Annotated in this window: 19 protein-coding genes; 7 read left to right on the top strand and 12 right to left on the bottom strand. The window is 60.7% G+C overall.

The features are described 5' to 3' along the window. Positions 1–131: 131 nt before the first annotated feature. The 10 genes from J3P73_RS14025 to J3P73_RS13980 all read right to left on the bottom strand — a co-directional run bounded on the left by J3P73_RS14025 (position 132) and on the right by J3P73_RS13980 (position 12402). Positions 132–1586 (bottom strand): extracellular solute-binding protein, encoded by a 1455-nt coding sequence (locus tag J3P73_RS14025; RefSeq protein ID WP_018068625.1) that lies wholly within the window; start codon positions 1584–1586, stop codon positions 132–134. A 44-nt stretch (positions 1587–1630) separates the two neighbouring features. Next, the gene (locus J3P73_RS14020) at positions 1631–2659 is read right to left on the bottom strand and encodes a carbohydrate ABC transporter permease (RefSeq protein WP_018068626.1); all 1029 of its coding nucleotides are present in this window, start codon (positions 2657–2659) and stop codon (positions 1631–1633) included. Continuing rightward, positions 2656–3531 carry a carbohydrate ABC transporter permease gene (locus J3P73_RS14015; protein ID WP_003560016.1) on the bottom strand — a complete coding sequence of 292 codons (876 nt, stop codon included), beginning with the start codon at positions 3529–3531 and terminating at the stop codon, positions 2656–2658. The genes J3P73_RS14020 and J3P73_RS14015 overlap by 4 nt, the downstream gene beginning before the upstream one ends. Beyond that, positions 3528–4460, bottom strand: coding sequence for a ribokinase (gene rbsK / locus J3P73_RS14010; RefSeq protein ID WP_024321896.1), 933 nt, complete (start codon positions 4458–4460; stop codon positions 3528–3530). Before rbsK ends, J3P73_RS14015 begins: the two co-directional genes overlap by 4 nt. An 11-nt stretch (positions 4461–4471) precedes the next feature. After that, positions 4472–4927 carry an RbsD/FucU family protein gene (locus tag J3P73_RS14005; RefSeq protein ID WP_018068628.1) on the bottom strand — a complete coding sequence of 152 codons (456 nt, stop codon included), beginning with the start codon at positions 4925–4927 and terminating at the stop codon, positions 4472–4474. Positions 4928–5086: 159 nt separating this feature from the next. Beyond that, positions 5087–7474, bottom strand: a complete 2388-nt coding sequence (locus J3P73_RS14000; protein ID WP_018068629.1) for an aldehyde dehydrogenase family protein — start codon at positions 7472–7474, stop codon at positions 5087–5089. A gap of 5 nt (positions 7475–7479) precedes the next feature. After that, positions 7480–8508, bottom strand: coding sequence for a deoxyribose-phosphate aldolase (gene deoC, locus J3P73_RS13995; RefSeq protein WP_018068630.1), 1029 nt, complete (start codon positions 8506–8508; stop codon positions 7480–7482). Positions 8509–8685: 177 nt separating this feature from the next. Next, on the bottom strand, positions 8686–9408 hold the full coding sequence (locus J3P73_RS13990) for a DeoR family transcriptional regulator (protein ID WP_018068631.1): 723 nt from the start codon (positions 9406–9408) through the stop codon (positions 8686–8688). A gap of 404 nt (positions 9409–9812) precedes the next feature. Then, positions 9813–10571, bottom strand: a complete 759-nt coding sequence (locus tag J3P73_RS13985; RefSeq protein ID WP_130691928.1) for an alpha/beta fold hydrolase — start codon at positions 10569–10571, stop codon at positions 9813–9815. A 55-nt stretch (positions 10572–10626) separates the two neighbouring features. Further along, a complete protein-coding gene (locus J3P73_RS13980; protein ID WP_018068633.1) occupies positions 10627–12402 on the bottom strand; it encodes a cytochrome c biogenesis protein DipZ in 1776 nt (591 codons plus the stop codon). 360 nt (positions 12403–12762) lie between these two features. On the opposite strand from J3P73_RS13980, the gene J3P73_RS13975 reads away from it, so the two are divergent. The 6 genes from J3P73_RS13975 to maiA all read left to right on the top strand — a co-directional run bounded on the left by J3P73_RS13975 (position 12763) and on the right by maiA (position 17517). Beyond that, the gene (locus J3P73_RS13975; protein WP_018068634.1) at positions 12763–13809 is read left to right on the top strand and encodes an alpha/beta fold hydrolase; all 1047 of its coding nucleotides are present in this window, start codon (positions 12763–12765) and stop codon (positions 13807–13809) included. Positions 13810–13934: 125 nt separating this feature from the next. Next, positions 13935–14675 (top strand): response regulator, encoded by a 741-nt coding sequence (locus tag J3P73_RS13970; protein WP_018068635.1) that lies wholly within the window; start codon positions 13935–13937, stop codon positions 14673–14675. Beyond that, on the top strand, positions 14672–15994 hold the full coding sequence (locus tag J3P73_RS13965; RefSeq protein ID WP_018068636.1) for a sensor histidine kinase: 1323 nt from the start codon (positions 14672–14674) through the stop codon (positions 15992–15994). The genes J3P73_RS13970 and J3P73_RS13965 overlap by 4 nt, the downstream gene beginning before the upstream one ends. A gap of 191 nt (positions 15995–16185) precedes the next feature. Continuing rightward, a complete protein-coding gene (locus tag J3P73_RS13960; protein WP_012757750.1) occupies positions 16186–16602 on the top strand; it encodes an organic hydroperoxide resistance protein in 417 nt (138 codons plus the stop codon). A 103-nt stretch (positions 16603–16705) separates the two neighbouring features. After that, the gene (locus tag J3P73_RS38150; RefSeq protein ID WP_080518574.1) at positions 16706–16885 is read left to right on the top strand and encodes a hypothetical protein; all 180 of its coding nucleotides are present in this window, start codon (positions 16706–16708) and stop codon (positions 16883–16885) included. After that, the gene (gene maiA, locus J3P73_RS13955) at positions 16882–17517 is read left to right on the top strand and encodes a maleylacetoacetate isomerase (RefSeq protein WP_024321894.1); all 636 of its coding nucleotides are present in this window, start codon (positions 16882–16884) and stop codon (positions 17515–17517) included. The genes J3P73_RS38150 and maiA overlap by 4 nt, the downstream gene beginning before the upstream one ends. Before the next feature lie 101 nt (positions 17518–17618). On the opposite strand, the gene J3P73_RS13950 is transcribed toward maiA, so the two are convergent. After that, on the bottom strand, positions 17619–18608 hold the full coding sequence (locus tag J3P73_RS13950) for an aldo/keto reductase (protein ID WP_018068640.1): 990 nt from the start codon (positions 18606–18608) through the stop codon (positions 17619–17621). Positions 18609–18622: 14 nt separating this feature from the next. Continuing rightward, positions 18623–19018: a (R)-mandelonitrile lyase gene (locus tag J3P73_RS13945; protein WP_130691926.1), complete on the bottom strand. Its 396-nt coding sequence runs from the start codon at positions 19016–19018 to the stop codon at positions 18623–18625. A gap of 120 nt (positions 19019–19138) precedes the next feature. Between J3P73_RS13945 and J3P73_RS13940 the strand changes: the two genes are divergently transcribed. Further along, positions 19139–20032: a LysR family transcriptional regulator gene (locus J3P73_RS13940; RefSeq protein WP_018068642.1), complete on the top strand. Its 894-nt coding sequence runs from the start codon at positions 19139–19141 to the stop codon at positions 20030–20032. Positions 20033–20041: the final 9 nt, after the last annotated feature.

Below are 20041 nucleotides of genomic sequence, written 5' to 3'. Positions count from 1 at the left end.
AGGATTGAAAGAGTTAGAGCGTCCTTCGTCCGAAAGGACGCACGGCACTCTAAGCGGCGATGGTTTGCTTCTTCTTTCAACGATGTCTGATCTCATCCCGGCACCGCCGGGATGAGATGTTGAGGATGGGCTTACTTCGCAGGCAGGCCCATCGACGAACGATAGGCTGCCAGTTGCTTGTCGCGGCCGAACTCCTCCGTCAGCTTGTTCCATCCGGCAGCCACGGTATCCAGCGCCTGCTGCGGCGTCACCTCTCCAGCCAATGCCTTGGAAAGCTCAATTTCGAGAATTTCCGTATAGGAGAAATAGCCCGGCAGGCGCATGTCGAGCGCCGTGTTCTTGGCGGTCACCGCGTCCTTCTGGCTTCCAAGATATTCCTTGGCCTCACGCTCGGAAAAGATCTTCGACCACAACGCCGTATTTGTCGTGTGCGAAAGACGGTATGGATTGACGCCTGTGCCGCCGGTAATCGCCGCCTGACCGGAAACCGCCGGGCTCGTCAGGAACTGGATATAGTTCCAAGCGGCCTCCTGGTTCTTGGAGGACGACGGTACGGCTGCCTGCCAACCGCCGAAGGCCATGAAGGAAGTCTGGACGACCTCGGGCTGCTTGTCCCACTTCTTGGTCTTGTAGTTCCAGATCTCGTCGGAGCCCGGCAGCGATGCCGAACCGACATTGCCGGCGACCTTGGACTGCTTCGGGTCGGCGGCGATGACGCCGGTATCGCCCCAGCCGATCGATTCCGCGACCTGGCCACCGGCAAAGGCCGCGTTCACTTCGCCGAACGAGAAGTTCAGCGCATTTGGCGGCGCCAGTTTCGAAGCGCGAATATATTCCTCCAGGCCGCGTACCCAGCCCGGATTGTTGACCTGTGCATCCATCGTATCCGGATCGAAGAACATGCCGCCGGGATTGTCGGGATGGCTGGTGTATCCCGCCACGTGACTGAACAGGAACCAGAATTGCTGGCCACCACGGCGGAAGGCTTCCGCCGTGCCCCAAAGGCCCTTGTCCGGCTGCTGGAAGAATTCAGCGATGTCGAGATACTGCTTCCATGTCTTCGGCGGGGCAAGATCGTAGCCATACTTCGCCTTGAAGGCGCTCTGGTTCTCCGCGTTTTCAAACAGATCAATGCGGTAGGTATAGGTATGGGCATCACCGTCCATGGTCTGCGACAGGACCTTGCCGTTCCAGACCATCAGTTGCTCGCGGTAAACCGGCGCGATGTCCTCCCAGTCGGCACCTGATTGCATCGCCTTGGGCATTTCCGAGAGAAAATCGGTGAAGTCCGGTGCCCAGGCCGGCGCAAAGGCGACCACGTCGAACGTGTCTTCGCCCGAGGTCAACGAGGTTACGATTTTCGGATAGAGTTCCGACCACGGAAATTCGACGACATTCACCTTGCCGCAGGTCTTTTCTTCCCAGCCCTTGGCCGCGAGTTGCAGCGCAGAGGCGATATAGGGGCCTGTCTGCGTCGTGGCGGTGAGCGTGACACCGGTGTAGTCCGGTTCGCACGCGAGCGCGGATGTGACGCCCGCCGCAGCAAGTAGTCCTGCGGCCGTTGAACTCAATAGCAATCTTCTCATGTTTTCCTCCCCGGAATTGAACAATGACTAGGCTTGTCGAACGGTCACTTTATTGCTCCTAAAAGCAGGCCAGACCGCATCAGCCTGCTCAAAATGCCCGCCATGACGACCATGGGTATGATCGCGACCAGGGCGGCTGCCGATATCGACCACCACTCGTCGCCGCGCTGGCTGTTTTGCCCTGCGACGAGAATGGGAAGGGTCTGCCATTTGGAACTGGTCAGGAAGAGTGCGAACAGGAACTCGTTCCAGACGAAGGCGAGCGTGATCATGAATGTCGCGATCAGGCCCGGCTTGGACATGGGCAGGACGATACCGAAGAAAATTCTCCACGACGGCACATTGTCGACCATCGCCGCCTCTTCGACTTCCACCGGCAGTGCCGCAAAGAAATCGCGCATCAGCCAGATCACGATCGGCAGCGAGAAGGCGACATAGGCGAAGGTGAGCCCTGTATAGGTGTCCACCAACTTGAACCCCAACTTGCCCATTTCCGTGTACATCAGGAACAAGGCAAAGGCGGCGACGATCGGCGGAAACATGCGCTGGCTGACAAACCAGAAGACGATATCATCATTGCCGAGGAGCGGCCCTGGAAGCTTCATTCGGCTGGAGCCGATGGCGAGCGCAAGCGCTGCAACAAAGGCAAAGATCAGCGAAATAGCCTGCCCGTAGCCCAGCACATGACGGCCGAGAAGATATCCGCCAAAGGCAACAACGACGAAAATCACGCCGGACAGCAGCTTGACCTCGAAGGTGAAGCGCACCAGCGCATAGGCTGCCATGGATCCGATGAAGGTGGCCAGCACCGATGCGGAAAGCCCGATGATCGTCGAGGCGATGAAGGTGTTGTAGAACTGGCCGCGCGCGCCCGACAGAAGCTCGCTCCAGGCTGTCAGCGTCGGGTCGAAGTCGACAAATGGAATATAGGTCGGCCCGCCGACGACGCCGAGCGGCGACTTGAACGAGGTGATCGCCACCCAGTAAAGCGGAAAGAAGGTGAAGGCGAGCCAGAGCAGGCAGCCTGCGAGCGCCCACCAGCGGCCGGATCCTTTGAGGTTACGCACGCTCATTTGTGCTTCTCCAGATAGGGCTTCAGGATGGCGAGATAGACGAGCCCGATCACGGTAATGACGATCAGGAACAGGAAGGAGAGGGCGGAGGTGTAGCCGAGGTTGAACTTCTTGAAGCCCTCCTGATACGCGAACAAGGTCAGCGTTTCGGTCGAAATGCCGGGCCCTCCGCCTGTCATCACGAACACCGTGTCGATGATCTTGTAGCTCTCGATGAGGCGGATGAAGACCACCGCCACCGAAATCGGCAGCATCATCGGGAAAGTGATCCCCCAGAACTGCTGCCAGGGACTGGCATTTTCAAGCGCGGCAGCCTCGTAGACGTCCTCCGGCAGGGTTTGCAGCCCGGCAAGAAGCATCAGGATGACGAAGGGTGTCCACTGCCACACTTCGACGGAAATGATGGCGCCGATAGCCCATCTGGTCTGAGTCAGAAACGGCAGGTTGGGAAAGCCGAAGGCGGTCATCAACTCATTGAGCGGGCCCATTGTCGGGTTGAGGATCTGGCGGGCAATGAGTGCAACGGCGACGGGCGCCACCAGCATTGGCACCAGGAAGCTGACCCGGAACAAACCTTCGCCAGGCACCCGACGGCTGAGCGCCAGCGCCACGGAAAAACCGATGACATACTGCAGCGACACCGCAACAAAAGCGATGATCGTCGTCGTCCAGGTGACACTCCAGAAGCGCGGGTTCTGAAGCAATTCCGCATAGTTGCCGAAGCCGACGAAATGCGCGGGGATCGGCGGTACGAGCCGCAGGCTCATGAAGCTGGTGGTCAGCGAATAGATCAGCGGGAAGATCGAGATTACCAGCACGATCAGCAACGCCGGCCAGATGAAGAAATGTTTGACCGGATCGTTGCGGGTCATAATGCGCCTCCTTTCCGCAGAAGCGCCTCGATTTCCTCGATATTCGGCATTGCAGGCGCGGTACCCCGCCGCGTCACCGCAATACCGGCGGTCGCGCAGCCGAAACGCACGGCCTCGACCGGACTAAAGCCCCGCGAGAGCGCTGCCGAGAAGCCACCGACAAATGCGTCGCCGGCGCCGGTGGTATCGATGACTGCTCCCGCCGAGACCGCCGGAACATGAACCGATTGCCCGGCCGTATGATAGAGCACACCGCGACCACCCAGTGTGATCAGCGCGGCTTTCACGCCTTTGGCAAGAAAGGCGTCGCCAGCCCGTCTGGCGTCGTCGAGCGTGTCGAGCGGAAAGCCGACGATGGCCGCTGCCTCGGTCTCGTTTGGCACGATATAGTCGCAGAGCGGATAGATCGTGTCCGGAAACGGCTCGGCCGGCGCTGGATTGAAAACAGTGGTAACGCCGGCCGCATGGGCGATTTCGAGGGCGCGCTGCGCCGCTTCGGCCGGTTGTTCGAGCTGGGTCACGAAAACAGCCGATTGCTCGATGGTTTCGCGTGCCGCCTCGACATCACCCACGCCGATGGTGCCTGCGGCGCCTGGATAGACGATGATCGCATTGTCGCCGTTACCGTCATTGACGTAGATGAAGGCAGCGCCGGTCGGCATATCGTCCATCTGCACAACCTTCGGCGTCACGCCTGCTTCCGAATAGGTCTTCAGCGCCATATCGCCGAAGGTGTCGCGGCCGATCTTCGAGATGAAGGAGACTGTTCCACCGGCGCGGGCAGCAGCGACAGCCTGGTTGGATCCCTTGCCGCCCGGGCCTACTGCAAAACCGGTCCCGGTGATGGTCTCGCCAACGTTTGGCATGCGCTTGGCCAGATAGGCCGTGTCGGCGACGAAAATCCCGAGGATCGAAACACCCACCTTCATTTTGTTTCCCCTCATACGGTTTCCGGCGGAATCACGCCTTTGGTGAAGAGGAAGCAGCCGTAGAAGCGGTTTTCGCCCGTGGTGATGACGCAATAGGCCTTTTTGGCTTCCTCATAGAAGGCGAAACGCTCGATGCCATACATCGGCGCCGGTTTGCCCTCGGCGCCGTCGATAACGGCCTGGACTTCCTGCTGCACGGGAGGGATCTCGTCCGGCGCGCCCATGATTTCCATTCGTCCGGCAGACGGCTGCAACGGCGTATCCAGCGGCATTACCGAAAGAATAGCTTCGATGGCGCGGGCAGACGACACATTGTCTATGCGCAACAGCTTGCCGAGCACCGTTTGCCGGGCAATGGAATCCGAAGGAAAATTGGTGTCGGAAACGACGACCGTGTCGCCATGCCCCATGGACCGGAGCGCGTGCAGCACATCCGCATTCAGAGCCGGATCGATATTCTTCAGCATGAGAATCCTCCCTTAGTTGCACCATTTCGCAGCACCTCGTGCCGCGAAACAGAGCCCAATAACCGCAAGTCCGTTACAACTCTGCGATTCCCTCAAATTCCGTTGTTCTTGCCTGCCGGTGCGGTTCTCCTCCCGCCCGGATGACCAGAGTTGGAGCCCTTATTCTCCGTAGGGGATCCAGATATTCTTCACATCCACAGCGCGGCGAAGGTATAGCGCGCCTTCGGCAGCGGCTCTGTCCATCCAGTCCGTCGCCTTGCCATTGTCCACGAAGGTTCGCTTGAGATTGCCCGAAGACAGCTTCTCCACCGTCGTCGAAAGTTCCGCCGAGCCGAAGGCCCACACCGCATCGACGTCATTGTGCGCGGCAAGGATCTTTGCCAGTTCGATAGCCGACCCGGTGACGATATTGACGACACCGGCAGGCACATCCGACGTTTCCAGAACGGAATAGAAATCCGTGGCCGAAAGCGGGAAGGCCTCACTCGGCACGGCGACGACACGATTACCGGTGGCAATCAACGGCGCAATCAGACTGATAAAGCCGAGCAGCGGCGCTTCCGGCGGGCAAATGACGCCAACGACGCCGATGGCTTCCGGCATGGCCAGGGCAACGCCGCGAAGCGGCGGCTGGTGAATGCCGCCTTCATATTTGTCCGCCCAGGCTGCGTAGGTGAAGAGACGGGAAATCGCGGAGTCGACCTCGGCGTTTGCATTGGCTGCGGAAGCTCCGGTCATCGCTGTTATCCGCGAGGCGAACTCGTCGGCGCGGCCACTGAGGTTTTCGGCGATGTAATAGAGAACCTGGGCGCGGTTATGAGTGGTCGCATTCGACCAGGCGGAGGCGGCCTGTGCGGCAACCACCGCATTGCGGATGTCCTTGCGGTTGCCTTCGCCGACCTCCCCGATGGCCTTGCCCTTGGGCGAGGCGATGACACGGGAATAATTGCCGTCTGGGCGTGCCTGCTTGCCGCCGATGAAGAGCTTTGCCGTCCGGTCGATGCTTGGCAGGGCAAAATCGCCGGCAACCGGCTTTACTTGCGAAAGTGCCGGCATTGCTGCGCGCGCCTTGCGACCGACCCAAGCCTTTGGCTTCAGATATTCGTAGCAACCTTCGCGTCCGCCTTCGCGTCCGAATCCGGATTCGCGCTTGCCGCCAAAACCGACGGCGGCATCAAAAAGATTGGTGGCATTCACCCAGACCACGCCGGCTGCGAGCTTTGCCGCAACGTTCAGCGCCAAGCCGATCGTCTCGCTCCAGACGCTGGCGGCGAGGCCGTAGCGGGTGTGATTGGCAAGCTGGATGGCCTCTTCCGGTGTGCGGAAAGTCATGGAGACCGCAACCGGCCCGAAGATTTCCTCGGTCGCGACGATCGATGTCGGCTGCACGCCGCTCAGAAGCGTCGGCGGGTAGAAGCTGCCGCCCTTCGGCAGGTCGATCTTGGCCTGATGCAGTGTCGCGCCTTCTGAAACTCCCTTTTTCACCAGCGCTTCGATACGCGTCAATTGCACGGGGGCTATGATCGCACCCATATCGATGCACTTGTCCAAAGGCTGACCGACCCGCAATGTCTCCATTCGGCGCTTCAGCCGCTCATGGAAAAGATCGGCAATGCCTTCCTGGACCAGAAGCCGCGAACCGGCGCAGCAGACCTGTCCCTGGTTGAACCAGATCGCGTCGACGACGCCTTCCACGGCGCCGTCGATATCGGCGTCGTCAAAAACGACGAAAGGTGACTTGCCGCCGAGTTCCAGCGTCAACGACTTACCGCTACCTGCGGTACGCTCGCGAATAACGCGCCCGACTTCGGTCGATCCGGTAAAGGCAATTTTGTCGATATCCTCATGCCCGACGAGCAGCGCGCCTGTTTCGCCTTCTCCCGTCACGATATTGAGTACGCCCGGCGGAAGGCCCGCCGCGGATGCTAGTTCGGCAAAGAGAAGCGCCGTCAGCGACGTGAATTCGGCAGGCTTCAGGATGACGGCGTTGCCGAGCGCCAAAGCCGGCGCCACTTTCCAGGCCAGCATCAGGAATGGGAAATTCCACGGGATGATCTGGCCGACGACGCCGACCGGCACATGATCTGCAAATTCCGTGTCCTGGATTTGTGCCCATCCGGCGTGATGATAGAAATGACGGGCTGCCAGTGGCACGTCGAGATCGCGGGTTTCGCGGATCGGCTTGCCGTTGTCGATTGCCTCGACCACAGCAATCAGACGCGCATGGCGCTGGATCATCCGGGCAAGCGCATAGAGATGGCGCGCCCGCGCATGGCCCGGCAGTCGCGCCCATGACGCCTGTGCCTTGCGGGCCGCCGCAACTGCGTTGTCCACATCCGCCGCGCCGCCGTTCGCGAGCTTCGCCAGGACCTTGCCGGTGGCTGGCTCGAACGTTTCGAAGTTCTTGCCCGACGCGGAGGGCACGAATGCGCCATTGATGAAGTGACCGAAACCGGAAGCGTGGCGCGCCAGCCAGTCGCGAGCTTCGATATCGGATTCAGGGGCGGGGCCGTAGGACATTTCGTCGAAATACTTTGCAACAGTCATCTGGATCATCCAATCGGGTGTCTGTTGAGGGCCGAATAGGCACCGGTGACGTGATGCTCCAACTGCCGCTCGATATCCGCAAGCAAGCTTGATGCACCGATGCGGAAGAGATCGGACTCCAGCCACTCGCGCCCCAGTTCGTCCTTCATCAGGAACTGGTAGTTCAACACGTCCTTCGCCGCGGAAATGCCTCCGGCCGGCTTGTAGCCGATCTTGATACCGGTGCGCTCCTGATAGGCGCGGATCGCCCGCAGCATGGTCAATGTCACGGCCAGCGTCGCATTGACGCCTTCTTTGCCGGTCGAGGTCTTGATGAAATCGGCTCCCGCCATCATGCAGACCAGCGAGGCCCTGGTGACATTGCGGAGCGTCTTCAGGTCGCCGGTCGCCAGAATGGCTTTGACATGCGCATCACCGCAGGCGGCGCGATATTCTTTCATTTCCTCGTAGAGTGCAGTCCAGTTGCCGGTCAGCACATGCTCGCGGGTGATGACGATGTCGATTTCCTTCGCGCCATCGGCAACTGACGCCTCGATTTCCTTGACCTTGAGGTGGTGCGGGCTGAGGCCGGCAGGGAAACCGGTCGAAACCGCGGCGACCGGAATGCCGGAATCTCCAAGCGCCTCGACGGCCGTTGCAACAAAACGATGGTAGACGCAGATGGCGCCGGTGGTGATCGAACGGCCGCTCATGCCAAGGGAATCCAGAATGTCGGCGCGTATCGGATTCATCGCCTTCGCGCACAACCGCTTGACGCGTTCGGGGGTATCGTCGCCGTTCAACGTCGTCAGGTCGATGCAGGTCACCGCCTTCAGGAGCCAAGCCGCCTGCGCGTCCTTTTTGACGGTGCGGCGTCCAGGAAGCGAGGCTACGCGGCGCTCGGTGGCAGACAGGTTGACCCGGGTATCAAGCACCCACGACAGATCGAGTTCCATACCGGTATTGCGCGGCCGGTTATGGGTGCCGTCCGGCAATCGCGAAGGGCCCCCATGATGCGCCGCGTTTGCCGCATTGTGAACAGCAACGGTCTCCAACTAGAATCCTCCCGATCCGAACGTGAAGATCCTGTTGCCATCAGTGCAGAGGCACGCAGAGGAAGCTTCACGACTGGTACAAATGTGATTTTTTTTTCACTGATTGTGAAGTTTGCATCACCGCGCCGCTGCGTCAAGTTTAGATTTCGGCAGAGGCGGAAAAAAATGCGGGATTTCTCAATCGAAATCGTTCATGCCGTTTTCGGTGATGACCACGTCGAACGACTTCATGTCGCTGAAAAAGGCTGGCTTAAGCTTGCCGATTTTGCTGCTGTCGGCGAGAAGAATATTCTTTCGTGCCCGGGACATCGCCTTTTTCTTGATCTCCGCTTCGTGAAAATGCGCGCAGGTTGCGCCACGCCGGGCATCGACACCGGCTGCCGATAGAAATGCCACGTTGATCACAAGCTGATCGAGCATTTCCAGCCCCGTGACACCGGAAAAGCTCGCCGATGCTGGGTGGTAAAGACCACCGAGCATAACAAGGCGAACGTTGGGTTTTCGCGTCAGACGATCAGCGACATTCATGGCATAACAGATCGCCGTTATGTGAATCTGGTCTGGGAGGAGATCGACCAGATAGGGTAAGGTGGTGCCGCAATCGAAAAAAACCGTATCATCATGGTGAATGTAATCAATGGCTTGTGTGCAAACTTGCCGTTTTGCAGCGGCATGACTGTCGGCTGCCTTGGAAATTTCATAGGGATCGTTTTCCGCTTCGACAGCTGCAACGATATGGCCGCCGAGAAACGCGAATTGGTCTGCATTGGCGCTGACATCACGCCGAACCGTCATCTCTGAGACGCCCAGGATCTCCGCAGCATTCTTGATGTGCAGAATGCGATGTTGTGAAAGGGCCTCGGATAAGACTGCGATGCGCCGGCCCTTGCGACTATCCATATCGCATCTCTCCCTTATCGTTTACACTTGGAATAGTGTTCTGATCAAAATTTAACAAGGGATTGCCATTCTCATCTTGTATGTCCCCTCGAGCTACGATTCGGCATTTGCGCCGAGCTACAGCTTCTGCGCCAGCCAGTTGCGCGCAACATGGCATATCGTCACAATTTTACAGGGAAACCCCGCAATTTGAAATGAGAATTTGTGACCAGCCTACCATTTTTGTGATGGAATAGTCACAAAACTGTATAGATGGTGCCTCACTTCGGCTGCGGGGAAGTGGGTGACGACAAGATCGACATTCTAGGCCGGCAGGGGCGAGTTCGTCACGCCTCTGGTCGGGGTGGCCTTCCGACCAGAGGCTTCATCCTCGCGACTGCTGAGGACATTCCTGGCTGCGCGCGCTACTCGCCGGCTTTTCTTGCTGCTGTTTCGATCGCATCGGCAACCTTTTCCGGTTGGGATGCGAAGACTGCGTGGCTTGCCTTTATTTCAGTCACGTCGCTTCCGGCAAGTTTTGCCATGTCGCGTTCAAGCTCGGGGTTGATGGAGCGATCCTCGGTGGCGACGATCGACCAGCTTTTCTTCGTCCGCCATGCTGGCTGGGTGATCTTGGCGGAGAATGCCTGCTTTGCGGCGAAGACCTGTGACTTTGCCATGAAATCGGCTTCGGCTTGCGGAAGGTCGGCTGCGAAATCCGCGGCGAAGGCACCCGGATCGAGATAGAGATATTTGCCGTCCTTCGTTTCCCTTATATCCATGCTGCCGGCGGGCTTCGAGCTGGCGAGGCTGAGCAGGCTTTCGCCCTTGTCAGGCTGGAACGCCGCGACATAGACCAGGCCCGCGACCGCGGGATCGTTGCCGGCTTCGGTGATGACCATGCCGCCATAGCTGTGGCCGACGAGCAGGACCGGTCCGTCCTGAAGGTCGAGAACCCGCTTGGTCGCTGCCACATCGTCGTCGAGCGAGGTGATGGGCTGCTGGACGATGGTGACGTTGAAGCCGCGCTTCTCGAGTATGTCCGTCGCCTTGCGCCATCCCGAGCCGTCGGCCAGCGCGCCGTGGACGATCACGATGTTTTTGACCTCGGCAGCCCCCGCCGCGAATGCGATGGCGGTCGTGGCAACGGCAAGGGCTGCGGTGAAAATAAGACGTTTGTTCATGGGTATCACTCCTTTGGGTCGTTGTTGATGATTGGGATAGTGATGCGTTTCGGGTTCAACCGAATGTAAAGGCGTAGGCCTGCACGCCGCGATCGAGGAAGCGGATCTCGAAGTTGCGGGCGGCGACCGTGCCGGACTGGCGGACGAGCTGGTAAAGCCTGGTCGCGGTCACCGTACCGTTGCCGTCGGCATCGATGTCGGAGCCGTGGTCAGGCCCTGGCGCCTTGCCGTCGACCTTCACTTGGAAGCGGACCGGTTTGCCGCCGGCGCCAGGCCCAAGAACGAGATGCAGATCGCGGGCGCTGAAGCGATAAGTGATGCCGCCGCCCGGCTGATCAAGCGTCGCCTGATCCCGGCCGACGGTCCAGGTTCCGGACAGGCCCCAGCCATTGAGGCCGGGTTCGGCGATCGTATAGTTGCGCGCTGTGTCTGCCTGCAGCTCTTCTGGAGAGGCGAAATTCGCCGCTTGCTCGTAGCCGAGATAGGTCTCGCCGGAGCGGATGTTACCGAGATCAGGACCTGCTTCCACGCCCTTGGCATCCGGCGCGACCGGCGCACTTGCCGTCGTTTGGCTGCCGGCTTCGCGCAGCAGGTCCTGAATGGCTTTTTCGGTCTTGTTGTAATTGCCTTCGCCGAAATGGTGGTAACGGATCTGGCCTTTGGCATCGATCAGATAGCCGGCAGGCCAGTAGCTGTTTTCGAAGGCGCGCCAGATGCTGTAATCATTGTCGATCGCAACGGGATAGCCAATCTGGAAGTCGCTGATCGCCTTCTTGACGTTGTCGATCTTCTTCTCGAAGGCAAATTCCGGGGCGTGAACGCCGATCACCACGAGGCCCTGGTCTTTATATTTTTCGGCCCAGGCTTTGATATAGGGGATCGTGCGAATGCAGTTGATGCAGGAATAGGTCCAGAAATCGACGAGCACGACCTTGCCGCGCAGCTGCTCGGTGGTGAGAGGCGTTGAGTTCAGCCATTCGACCGCACCATCAAGTGACGGCGCGTAGCCTTCGACGGGCAGATCACTGCGGAAAGGCTGTTTTGCATCGGCGGCCGCAATCATCACCTCGTTGCTCGCCAGCTCGGAAGAAGGGCCACTGAGCGGCTTTGCATGCAGCCTGTCGAGCACGGCCTGTTCCAGCGATGCAGTGCTGGCGTAGGAGAGCCGGGCGAGCAGGCTGGTATCGAGGCCGAGCGCGACGACGGCGACGCCCGCCAGTACGGCAGCGCCGAGTACCTGGCGAATCCGGTCGCCAAACCCGAGGGAGCGCTTCATGGCGGCGAAGAGCTTGCCGCCGACAAGCAGGGCGACGGCAAGCGAACTTGCAGCACCAGCGGCATAAGCGATCAGCAGGAAGGTCGTTTGCAGATTGGCGCCCTGCAATGCAGCTCCGGTCAGCACGAGGCCGAGAATCGGACCGGCGCAGGGCGCCCAGAGCAGTCCGGTGGCAACGCCGAGAAGAAGCGCGCTCTTCACTGTCGTTGTGCCGCGCCCGCCGCCGGTGGCGTTGATAAGATTGTTGCCAAGGTCGACGATCGGCCGGGCAAGCGTGCTTGCGATACGTGGTGAAAGCAGGCTTGCGCCAAAGAGCGCGAGCAGGACGATTGCGGCAAGGCGGCCATATTCATTGGCGCGAATGGCCCAACTGCCACCGACCGCGGCGAGCGTAGCGACGAGCGCGAAGGTGGCGGCCATGCCCGCCAGCATCGGCAGCGTGCTTCTGACGAAGGGCTGTCCGGCGCGGGCGAAGACGAAGGGGAGGATAGGCAGGATACACGGGCTGAGGATCGTCAGCGCGCCTCCGAGATAGGCTATGATCAGAAGTGTCATCATCGTTTCCTTTGAAACCGTTTGATCGGGCTCTGGGCGGCGATGGGCCTGGACCAGCGATGGCCGGGATGTAGCCGGGCCGACGTATCCCCGATGTGTCCGGTTTTGCGGGAAAATGTATCGAAGTGTTGCTGCCGGCGGACGGTGATACAGAGCGACACAAAGTGCTGCCGTGGCCGCGAGGAGCGACGAAAACGGCTGCGGCCGAACCGATGCGTCGCTGAGGCGCCGCGATTGTATCAGACTGTATCCCGGAGGCCGGAAGCTACATGAGCATTCAAAAACTGCTGGCGCGCGACATATCGGAGACACAAGTAGAGCGCCTTTTCAGCACCGTGATTCATTCGACAGGAGAGACCGATGTCAGAGCAAATCAACCAACACCGCCGCCGCTTCTTCGGCATGACGGCAATCGCCCTTGCGGCGGTCGAGTTCGGCGTGGCCGGCAAGGCCGCCGCCCAGTCGGCGCCTGCCGCAGCCCCGCCTGATGCAGAGGCCGGAACCCACACGTCTTTCGAAGCGCTGAAGCAGGTCAAGGCAGGCGTGCTCGACATCGGCTATGCCGAGGCGGGGAAGGCGGATGGCCCTGTCGTATTGCTGCTGCATGGTTGGCCCTATGACATCTATAGTTTCGTCGATGTCGCGCCGCTGCTTGCCTCGGCAGGCTACAGGGTGATCGTGCCTTATCTGCGCGGTTACGGGACGACGCGCTTCCTGGACGACGGCACACCTCGCAACGGCCAGCCGTCAGCGCTCGCCGCCGATATGATCGCGCTGCTCGATGCGCTCGATATCGAGAAGGCTGTCATTGCCGGCTATGACTGGGGCGGGCGGACCGCCAACATCATGGCGGCGCTCTGGCCCGAGCGCTGCAAGGCGATGGTGTCGGTGAGCGGCTACCTGATCGGCAGCCAGGAGGCCAACAAGAAGCCGCTTCCGCCGAAAGCCGAACTTGCCTGGTGGTACCAGTTCTATTTCGCCACCGAACGCGGTCGTCAGGGATACGAGAGCAACACCCATGATTTCGCAAAGCTTATCTGGCAAACGGCATCGCCGAAGTGGAACTTCGACGATGCGACATTCGACAGATCGGCCGCTGCCTTCGACAATCCCGACCACGTCGCGATCGTCATTCACAATTATCGTTGGCGCCTAGGGCTTGTCGAAGGCGAGGCCAAGTACGATGCCTACGAGACGACTCTCGCCGCAACGCCCGTCATTTCGGTGCCGACCATCACCATGGAAGGCGATGCAAACGGTGCACCGCATCCGCAGCCTTCCGCTTATGCCGGAAAATTCTCCGGTAAATACGAGCATCGCACGATCGGCGGCGGCATTGGCCACAACTTGCCTCAGGAAGCGCCGCAGGCTTTTGCGCAGGCGGTCATAGACGTCGATCGTTTCTAGGTCGACGCTGCCGTTGTAGCGCCTCGTTGCTCCGGCCAGCGGAATATGCGTAGGTCGCGCCTATCGCTTCGGTCAGGAACGAAGCGACCGGCGCGGCCGCTTCTATCGATAAGGAACAGGGAAATATGGATCATGTCGATCACATCCTGATCGTCGATGACGATCGCGAAATCCGCGAGCTGGTTTCGGGCTATCTGCAGAAGAACGGCCTGCGCACGAGCGTTGCCGCCGACGGACGGCAGATGCGCAGTTTTGTCGACGCCAATGCCGTCGACCTGATCGTGCTCGACGTGATGATGCCCGGTGACGACGGGCTGGTGCTGTGCCGCGAACTGCGCGCCGGCCGGCACAAGGCGATCCCGATCCTGATGTTGACGGCCCGCACCGACGAGATGGATAGGATCCTCGGGCTGGAGATGGGTGCCGACGACTATCTTCCCAAGCCCTTTGCCGCGCGCGAGCTGCTCGCCCGCATCAAGGCGGTGCTGCGGCGGACGCGGATGCTGCCACCCAACCTGCAGATCAGCGAGGCCGGACAGTTGCTGACTTTCGGTGACTGGCGGCTCGATACGGTCGCCCGGCATCTTCTCGACAGGGAAGGGACCGCGATTGCGCTGAGCGGCGCCGAATACCGTCTGCTCCGCGTTTTCATCGATCACCCGCAGCGGGTGCTCAATCGCGACCAGCTTTTGAGCCTGACGCAGGGCCGCGACGCCGATCTCTTCGATCGCTCTATCGATCTCCTGGTTAGCCGGTTGCGTCAGCGGCTGGGCGACGATGCGCGCGAACCGACCTATATCAAGACGGTGCGCAGCGAAGGCTATGTGTTTTCGGTTCCGGTCGAGATATCGGAGCCGCGCCAATGAAGGCGGCAGTCCGCTTGCGTTCGGGCCTGACGTGGCCGAGCACGTTGCGGTCGCGGATCTTCCTGATCCTGCTGATCGGATTGGCCTTGGCCTACGGGCTGTCCTTCAGTGTGCTCTATATGGAGCGGTACATGTCGGCCAAGGCGGTGATGCTCGGCACGCTGGAAAATGACGTGGCAACATCGATTGCGGTTCTCGATCGGCTTCCGCCAGGTGAGCGCGGCGATCTGCTCGACCGGCTGAGCCGCGGCAACTATCGTTTCGTGCTCGGGCCCGGCCTTCCCGGCGTGCCTGACACGTCAAGCAAGGGGGCGGAAATCTCAGGAAAGATCGAGGAGGCCATCGGGCACCGCTTTCCGATCCGGATCGAACGAATTCCTGGCGATGTGAACCGGCTGCAGGCGCATCTGACGCTTAGCGACGGAAGCCCGTTAACTATCGACGTCACGCCGAAGGGCGTCATGCCGATTGCCGCATGGCTGCCCTACGTCTTCGTCGTCCAGATGGTGCTGCTCATCCTCTGCACCTGGTTCGCGGTTCGCCAGGCGATCCAGCCGCTCGGCGAGCTTGCTGCCGCCGCCGATGCTCTTGACCCGAACAAGGACGGCCCGGCTATGAGTGAGGCGGGGCCGAGCGAGGTCGCGCATGCGGCAAGGGCGTTCAACGCGATGCGGGAGAGGATCGCCCATTACCTCGAAGAGCGTGTCCAGATACTGGCGGCCATCTCGCATGATCTGCAGACGCCGATCACCCGCATGCGGCTGCGCGCCGATATGGCCGAGGATTCGCCGGAGAAGGACAAGCTGGTGCACGATCTCGGCGAGATCCAGCGCCTCGTTCAGGACGGCATTGCCTATGCACGCAGCGCGCATGGCAATGGCGAGAAGAGTGCCCGCATCGATCTCGCCTCGTTCATCGACAGCATAGCCTACGACTACCAGGATACCGGCAAGGCCGTCACCGTCGTCGGCCTGGTTCATGGTGCTGCCTCCACCAAGCCGCATGCTCTTCGCCGTATCCTGTCGAACTTCATCGACAACGCGCTGAAGTTTGCCGGTGCTGCCGAGATCAGCGTCGAGCGCAGCGCCGAGAACGATATCGTCATATCAGTCATGGACCGAGGGCCTGGAATCCCCGACGATATGCTCGAGGCCGCCATGCAGCCATTCTTCCGGCTGGAGCAATCCCGCAACCGGGAGACCGGCGGTACCGGTCTCGGTCTTGCGATCGCCCAGCAGCTGACTGCCAAGATCGGCGGGTCGCTCCGGCTCTACAATCGCGCCGGCGGCGGACTGGCAGCGGAAGTCACCATTCGTTGACGTCGGGGTCGCCGCAGAATCTCGCCAGGTTTTGTATGCCAAGATGTCCTTGACACCGGATGCTACGCTTTGTGACATTTCGGGCGTTTTCGGAAACATGGCGGATATATCAGTCGGTCAAACCACACTCCGTCAACCCGGCCGCCCACCGCGGCCAGTCGCTTGTAGCGACGCAACAGAAGGAGTGTTCCATGACAAAGATCGACAAGGTTCTCTATACCGGCAAGACCCACACGACAGGCGGGCGCGACGGCGCTTCGCACAGCGACGACGGCCAGCTTGATATCAAGCTTTCGCCTGCGGGCAGCAACCGCGGCGGCACCAATCCCGAACAGCTTTTCGCCGCCGGCTGGTCTGCCTGCTTCATCGGCGCGATCGGTTTCGCCGCGGCTAATCAAAAGGTCAAGCTTCCAGCCGATCTTGCCGTCGACACCGAGGTTGATCTCGGAACCGCCGATGGCGGCTATTTCCTGCAAGCCCGCCTCAAGGTCAGCTTGCGGGGGATCGAAGCGGAGGTCGCAAAGGCGCTGATCGACGAAGCCCACCAGACCTGCCCTTACTCGAAGGCCACGCGCGGTAACATCCATGTCGAATTGACGGTTGCCTAACGAGTGGAATTGCCCACCGAAAGCCATTGGCTGCGGTGGTCAGAAAGACAGAGCCGAAATCAAGCGAGACGGGGCCGATCGGGCCTCGCCGATGGAGGATTTGATGAGATTGATGATCATCTGTTTTTTGGGAGCGGTGGTCTTCGCCGCACCCTGCATCTACGACGTAAGCTCGCAGGAGCCTTCGCCGCTTGCGGGCCTCGTGACGGCGGCATCCGCAGCTTCTTCCTCAGGGGAACAGCCGCCGTTTCAGCCGCTTGGATCACCAGGAGAAAGACAGTGAAACTCTATCAGAACGAAATTTCTTCGGCGACGTCGAGAGTCCGTATCGCGCTCGCTCTGAAGGGACTGACGGCAGAAGCGCTGCCGGTTGGCATCCTCGGCGAAGATTCCGAGAGCCGGCAGGCCGGATATCGCAGCGTCAATCCGCAGGGGCTGGTGCCGGCCTTGCTGACGGATAGCGGTGTCCTCATTACCCAGTCGCTGGCGATCGTCGAATATCTTGATGAGATTCAGCCTGAGCCGCCGCTGCTGCCCGACACGGCGGAGGGCAGGGCGCAGGCGCGGTCGATCGCGCTTGCGATCGCAGCCGAGATCCACGCGCTGCTGCCGCCGCGGATCGGCCTGCATCTCGGCAAGGCCTTCCAGGCGGATGCCGATGCCATTACCGCCTGGAATCGTCATTGGGTCGGCGAAGGAATGACCGCGGTCGAGACGATGATCGCCGGCCGCAGGCAGGGGGCTTTCGCTGTTGCGGATCAGCCGGGTATTGCCGAGATCTTTCTCTTCCCGCAGGCGATCAGCGCCCGGCGCCTCGGCTTCGATCTCGCCCGCTGGCCTAATATCGCGGAGGTCGTCGCCAGACTGGAGATGATACCGGCTTTCCAGGAGAACGCACCGGCGCCGAGACGATGATCCAATCAATGAAGAATTGGCCGCAAGTGACTGCGGCCGATTCTCTTCCGGTGTTCTAGCCTTAGCGATAAGACGTCGCCTTCATGGCCCGTCGGCCGCTTTTAGCGGTTGACCCTGGCTTGCAGATGCGCGGGATAACGATCGCCTTCCACCTTGATCGTGGCGAGCGCGCTTTCGATGCTGGCAAGATCCTCAGCCGTCAGTTCGACGTCAGCGGCCTGGATGTTCTCCTCGAGGCGGTGCAGCTTGGTTGTGCCGGGGATCGGCACGATCCAGGGCTTCTGCGCCAGCAGCCATGCGAGAGCCACTTGGGCGGAGGTTGCCTTTTTCTGGGCGGCGATTTCTCCGAGACGATCGACGAGCGCCTGGTTCGCCTTTCGCGCCTCCTGAGAAAAGCGCGGCACGACGTTGCGGAAATCCTTGCTGTCGAAGGTGGTCGTTTCGCTGATCGCGCCAGTCAGGAAGCCCTTGCCGAGCGGGCTGAACGGCACGAAACCGATGCCGAGTTCTTCCAGCGTCGGCAGGATTTCCTGTTCGGGCTCGCGCCACCACAGCGAATATTCGCTCTGCAACGCCGCCACCGGCTGGACCGCATGGGCGCGGCGGATCGTCTGGGCGCCCGCTTCCGAGAGGCCGAAATGTCTGACCTTGCCTTCCTCGATCAGCGCCTTGACCGTGCCGGCGACATCCTCGATCGGAACATCGGGGTCGACGCGATGCTGGTAGAAGAGATCGATGACATCGGTCTTCAAACGCTTCAGCGCCTGGTCGGCCACCGCGCGGATCTGTTGCGGCCGGCTGTTCATGCCGCTCTGGCCGCCATTGGCATCGAAGCTGAAACCGAATTTCGTGGCGATCACCACCTCTTCGCGAAAGGGCGCGAGCGCCTCTCCCAGAAGCTCTTCGTTCTTATAGGGGCCATAGGCCTCGGCTGTGTCGAAGAAGGTCACGTCGCGTTCGAACGCCCGCCGGATCAGTGCGGTCGCCTCCTGAATATCTGTCGCCGGGCCATAACCATAACTCAGCCCCATGCAGCCGAGACCGATGGCCGAGACTTGAAGTCCGCTCTTTCCGAGTTCACGCTTCTGCATAGACGTTTTCCTTTCTAACCTTGGTATTGCGTATCGGTGACATGCTCCATCCAGTCGACGACCTTGCCGTCGAGCTGTTCCTGGATGGCGATATGGGTCATCGCCGTCGTCGGCGGTGCGCCGTGCCAATGGCGTTCACCCGGCGCGAAGCAGACGACGTCGCCGGCGCGGATCTCCTCGACGGGACCGCCTTCGCGCTGCACGCGACCGAAGCCCGATGTGACGATCAGCGTCTGGCCGAGCGGATGAGTGTGCCAGGCGGTGCGGGCTCCGGGCTCGAAGGTGACGCTGGCGCCAGCCGCACGTGCGGGGCTGGTCACGGCAAACAGCGGGTCGACACGCACGCTGCCAGTAAACCAATCGGCTGGTCCCTTGGCCGAAGGCTGCGAACCGCTTCGCTTGATCTCCATCTTTGTCTTCCTTTCGATGTCGGGGTGGACGTGTCCACTCGAGTAGCAAGGTATTTAGGGCGTGCGCCAGGTCGCGATTAGATGGTATAAACGGCAAGAACCCATGAGAAAGTTTCATAAATGCCGCGCCCCGCCGTCAACGACCTCATCGCCTTCCTTGCCGTTGCACGCGCACAGAGCTTCACGAAGGCGGCGGGCAAGCTGGGTGTGTCGCAATCGGCGCTCAGCCACACCATCCGCGGGCTCGAGGAGCGGCTTGGACTGCGATTGCTGACACGCACGACCCGCAGCGTCGCGCCGACAGAGGCGGGCGAACGTCTGCTCGTTTCCATCGGACCGCGGCTCGACGAGATCGAGAGCGAGCTGGCTGCCTTGAGCGCGTTCCGGGAGAAGCCGGCAGGCACCATTCGCATCAATGCCGGCGAGCATGCGGCCGATGCCGTCCTTTGGCCTGCCTTGCAAAAGCTGCTGCCCGATTATCCCGATATCAATGTCGAGATCATTGTCGACTACGGTCTGACCGACATCGTCGCCGAGCGTTACGATGCGGGGGTGCGGCTTGGAGAACAGGTGGCGAAAGACATGATCGCAGTGCGCATCGGTCCCGACATGCGCATGGCCGTGGTCGGCGCTCCCGCCTATTTCGACACCAGGCCGAAGCCGCTGACGCCGCAGGACCTTACGGATCACAATTGCATCAATCTGCGCCTACCGACTTACGGCAGCGTTTATGCATGGGAGTTCGAGAAGGACGGGCGCGAACTCAGGGTTCGCGTCGAAGGGCAATTGGTCTTCAACAATATAGCGCTGCGGCTGAACGCAGTGCTGGCGGGCATGGGACTTGCCTACATGCCGGAGAACTTGGTCGACGCGCATCTAGCCGATGGACGGCTGGAGCGCGTGCTTGAGGATTGGTGCCTGCCGTTTTCCGGCTACCATCTCTACTATCCGAGCCGCCGGCATACGTCGCCGGCATTTGCCCTCGTCGTCGATGCACTTCGCTATCGAGGATAGACGCCCACC

This window comes from Rhizobium ruizarguesonis (assembly GCF_017357285.1).
GTDB lineage: Bacteria > Pseudomonadota > Alphaproteobacteria > Rhizobiales > Rhizobiaceae > Rhizobium > Rhizobium ruizarguesonis.
The sequence above is the reverse complement of the archived record's forward strand: the minus strand, read 5'-3'. Positions and strand labels throughout refer to the sequence as shown.

What these genes read in the sequence shown, in the direction of transcription:
- J3P73_RS13975 (WP_018068634.1), top strand. Translation starts at nt 12,763, where the DNA reads ATGTCAGAGCAAATCAACCAACACCGCCGCCGCTTCTTCGGCATGACG.
- J3P73_RS14025 (WP_018068625.1), bottom strand. Translation starts at nt 1,586, where the DNA reads ATGAGAAGATTGCTATTGAGTTCAACGGCCGCAGGACTACTTGCTGCG.
- J3P73_RS14005 (WP_018068628.1), bottom strand. Translation starts at nt 4,927, where the DNA reads ATGCTGAAGAATATCGATCCGGCTCTGAATGCGGATGTGCTGCACGCG.
- J3P73_RS13990 (WP_018068631.1), bottom strand. Translation starts at nt 9,408, where the DNA reads ATGGATAGTCGCAAGGGCCGGCGCATCGCAGTCTTATCCGAGGCCCTT.
- rbsK (WP_024321896.1), bottom strand. Translation starts at nt 4,460, where the DNA reads ATGAAGGTGGGTGTTTCGATCCTCGGGATTTTCGTCGCCGACACGGCC.
- J3P73_RS13980 (WP_018068633.1), bottom strand. Translation starts at nt 12,402, where the DNA reads ATGACACTTCTGATCATAGCCTATCTCGGAGGCGCGCTGACGATCCTC.
- J3P73_RS14015 (WP_003560016.1), bottom strand. Translation starts at nt 3,531, where the DNA reads ATGACCCGCAACGATCCGGTCAAACATTTCTTCATCTGGCCGGCGTTG.
- J3P73_RS13985 (WP_130691928.1), bottom strand. Translation starts at nt 10,571, where the DNA reads ATGAACAAACGTCTTATTTTCACCGCAGCCCTTGCCGTTGCCACGACC.
- J3P73_RS38150 (WP_080518574.1), top strand. Translation starts at nt 16,706, where the DNA reads ATGAGATTGATGATCATCTGTTTTTTGGGAGCGGTGGTCTTCGCCGCA.
- J3P73_RS13950 (WP_018068640.1), bottom strand. Translation starts at nt 18,608, where the DNA reads ATGCAGAAGCGTGAACTCGGAAAGAGCGGACTTCAAGTCTCGGCCATC.
- J3P73_RS13960 (WP_012757750.1), top strand. Translation starts at nt 16,186, where the DNA reads ATGACAAAGATCGACAAGGTTCTCTATACCGGCAAGACCCACACGACA.
- J3P73_RS13940 (WP_018068642.1), top strand. Translation starts at nt 19,139, where the DNA reads ATGCCGCGCCCCGCCGTCAACGACCTCATCGCCTTCCTTGCCGTTGCA.
- J3P73_RS13945 (WP_130691926.1), bottom strand. Translation starts at nt 19,018, where the DNA reads ATGGAGATCAAGCGAAGCGGTTCGCAGCCTTCGGCCAAGGGACCAGCC.
- J3P73_RS14000 (WP_018068629.1), bottom strand. Translation starts at nt 7,474, where the DNA reads ATGACTGTTGCAAAGTATTTCGACGAAATGTCCTACGGCCCCGCCCCT.
- J3P73_RS13965 (WP_018068636.1), top strand. Translation starts at nt 14,672, where the DNA reads ATGAAGGCGGCAGTCCGCTTGCGTTCGGGCCTGACGTGGCCGAGCACG.
- J3P73_RS14020 (WP_018068626.1), bottom strand. Translation starts at nt 2,659, where the DNA reads ATGAGCGTGCGTAACCTCAAAGGATCCGGCCGCTGGTGGGCGCTCGCA.
- J3P73_RS13970 (WP_018068635.1), top strand. Translation starts at nt 13,935, where the DNA reads ATGGATCATGTCGATCACATCCTGATCGTCGATGACGATCGCGAAATC.